The organism is Nocardia asiatica NBRC 100129 (assembly GCF_000308415.1).
GTDB classification, from domain to species: Bacteria; Actinomycetota; Actinomycetes; order Mycobacteriales; family Mycobacteriaceae; genus Nocardia; species Nocardia asiatica.
This window is the reverse complement of sequence record NZ_BAFS01000368.1, coordinates 1-2693: the sequence shown is the minus strand read 5'-3', so window position 1 is coordinate 2693 and position 2693 is coordinate 1. Positions and strand designations below refer to the sequence as shown.

The following is a 2693-nucleotide window of genomic DNA, read 5'->3' as shown; positions in this document are numbered from 1 at the left end:
GTGTCAGCGTTCACGGAAATCCCCAGGTTGAGCTGGTTCTCGTTCACGTAATTCCCCAGGGTCGCGTTCACGTAATTCCCCATCGGGAACCCGAACGCGACCGGTTGGTCCTCGCAAGGAGTTGGCTGCTCCCATCCGATGAAGGTGATGGGAGCCAGAGTTTTGGCGAGGAGAACGTTCGACGTGGTCGATATCGTCGAGATCTTGGTTCACTGGCATGCGGGTCGTTCGCAGAGCCAGATCGCGGAAAGCCTTGGGCTGGACCGCAAAACAGTGAAGAAATACGTCGATCCGGCCGTGGCGGCCGGGCTCGCCCCGGGTGGGCCGCAGCGGTCGCCGGCGGAGTGGAACGAGCTGGTGCGGGCATGGTTCCCGCAGATCGCTGACACGAAGGTGCGGCAGATCACCTGGCCGGAGATCGAGCAGCATCGCGACTTCATCGTCGCGATGAGCAAGGCCGGAGTGACCCGGCAGACGATCTGGCAGCGGCTGCGTGACGAACACGGCCTGACCGCGTCGGTGTCGTCGTTGAAACGCTATATGGACGCCAACCTGCCCGAGGAGAACCTGCGCGGCCGGGTGACGGTGCTGCGGGAAGACCCGCCCGCAGGTGAGGAAGCGCAGATCGATTACGGGTATTTGGGTTCGTGGGCCGATCCGGTGGGTGGGAAACGCCGCCGGATCTGGGCGTTCGTGATGGTGCTGGCGACCTCGCGGTTCATGTTCGTGCGCCCGGTGCTGACCATGGATCAGCGGGCGTGGACCGAAGCGCATGTGGAGGCGTTCGCGTTCTTCGGTGGCGTCCCGAAGCGTCTGGTGCCGGACAACCTGCGCACCGGGGTCGCGCGGCCGGACCTGTATGACCCGAAGATCAACCGCTCCTATGCCGAATTGGCCCACCATTACGGCACTCTCGTCGATCCCGCTCGCCGAGGAAAGCCCAAGGACAAGCCGCGGGTGGAGCGGCCGATGCCGTATGTGCGCGATTCACTGTGGCGCGGACGGGAATGGACCTCGCTGGCGCAGATGCAGCAGGCCGCTGTCGAGTGGTGCCGGGATGTGGCCGGGCAGCGACGGTGCCGGCCGTTGGAGGGCGCGGCCCCGATGGCGGTGTTCGAGGCGGTCGAACGCGGCGCGTTGATGCCGTTGCCGGACAAGGACTTCGTGCTCGCGGACTGGTCGAGCGGCACTGTCGGCCCGGACATCCATGTCAAGGCCGGACGGACTCTGTATTCGGTGCCGTGGCGGTATATCGGCCGGAAGGTGGATGTCCGGTCGACGTATTCGATGGTGCAGATCTTCGACCGCGGCGAGTTGATCGCCACGCATGTGCGCAAACCGTTCGGCAAGCAGTCCGACCTGTCGCACTATCCGCCGGAGAAGATCGCCTTCGCGATGAAGGGCCCGGCCTGGTGCCGCCAACGAGCCCCCGAGATCGGTGAGGCAACCGTCGCGGTGGTCGCCGAATTACTCAGCGAGAACGCGCTGTTCCGGCTCCGCGCCGCCCAGGGCGTGCTCGGGTTGGCCGACCGTCACGGCGAATCCCGGCTCGAATTGGCGTGCGCCAAAGCGATCGCCGTCGGGGATCCGTCCTATCGGACCATCAAGGGCATCCTCGCCGCCGGCCTGGAAGCCGATCCGCCGCCGCCAAGCAGCGGCGATGGAGGCGCCGCGGCGTTCTTGCATGGTCCTTCGCGGCTGTTCGGGAACGTGTTGGCGCTGCCCAACCCGGACAACCCGGCCGCGATCCGCGCCACCACGAACGCCGCGATGGACACCACCGCGGCGGAGGCCGACCGCGGTGACGCGGCCGATGACGAACACGGCCAAGGGGTCTCGGCATGATCGTTGATGTCGCCCTGGAACAGGCGCTGCGACAGCTCAAGCTGTCCGGGATGTTGCAGACCCTCGAGTCCCGGCTGGCCCAGGCCCGCGCCGGCGACCTCGGGTATATCGAGTTCCTGCAGGTCTTGTGTCACGACGAGATCGCCCGCCGCGAATCACAAGCCATCGCCCGCCGCATCCGCCGCGCCCACTTCGAACAGCAGGTCACCCTCGAGGAATTCGACTTCACCGCCAGCCCGAAACTGCCCGCCGCGCAGATCCGCGATCTCGCGGCGCTGCGGTGGCTGACCGTCGGCGAGTCGGTAGTCCTCTATGGCCCGGTCGGGGTGGGCAAAACACATGTGGCACAAGGTCTCGGCCATCTGGCGATCCGCCAGGGCGCCGAAGTCCGGTTCACCAAGACCAGCCGGCTGCTGGCCACCCTCGCGGGCGGTCATGCTGACCGGACCTGGGACAAACGCCTGGCCGAATTCGTCCGGCCCGCCGTGCTGATCCTGGACGACTTCGGCATGCGCGAGCTGACCGCGCCCCAGGCCGACGACCTCTACGAACTCATCTCCGAACGATCCACCTCCGGCGGCTCGCTCGTCCTGACCTCGAACAGATCACCCGTCGACTGGTACCCACTGTTCCCCAATCCCGTTGTCGCCGAATCACTCCTGGACCGGCTCATCAACACCAGCCACCAAGTGTTCATGAACGGACCCTCCTACCGCCCGAACAAACGACCCGGTGGCAAGGACCAACCCAAGACGCCGAAGAAGGAGGTCGGGTAGAACATCAATCAGGACCCACCACCTGCGGAATTACGTGAACACAGGCACCGGGAAATACGTGAACGCCGACAC

Annotated in this window: 1 protein-coding gene and 1 pseudogene; both read left to right on the top strand. The window is 65.8% G+C overall.

The window, feature by feature from the left end; translation table 11 throughout:
* Positions 1 to 183: 183 nt before the first annotated feature.
* Positions 184 to 1698, top strand: a pseudogene (istA, locus tag ON27_RS29515) (IS21 family transposase); the annotation flags it as partial.
* A 143-nt stretch (positions 1699 to 1841) separates the two neighbouring features.
* On the top strand, positions 1842 to 2621 hold the full coding sequence (gene istB / locus ON27_RS29510) for an IS21-like element helper ATPase IstB (protein ID WP_043734947.1): 780 nt from the start codon (positions 1842 to 1844) through the stop codon (positions 2619 to 2621).
* Positions 2622 to 2693: the final 72 nt, after the last annotated feature.

Excerpts from the sequence above, each read along its gene's own strand:
- istB (WP_043734947.1), top strand. The coding sequence starts at position 1,842 with ATGATCGTTGATGTCGCCCTGGAACAGGCGCTGCGACAGCTCAAGCTG.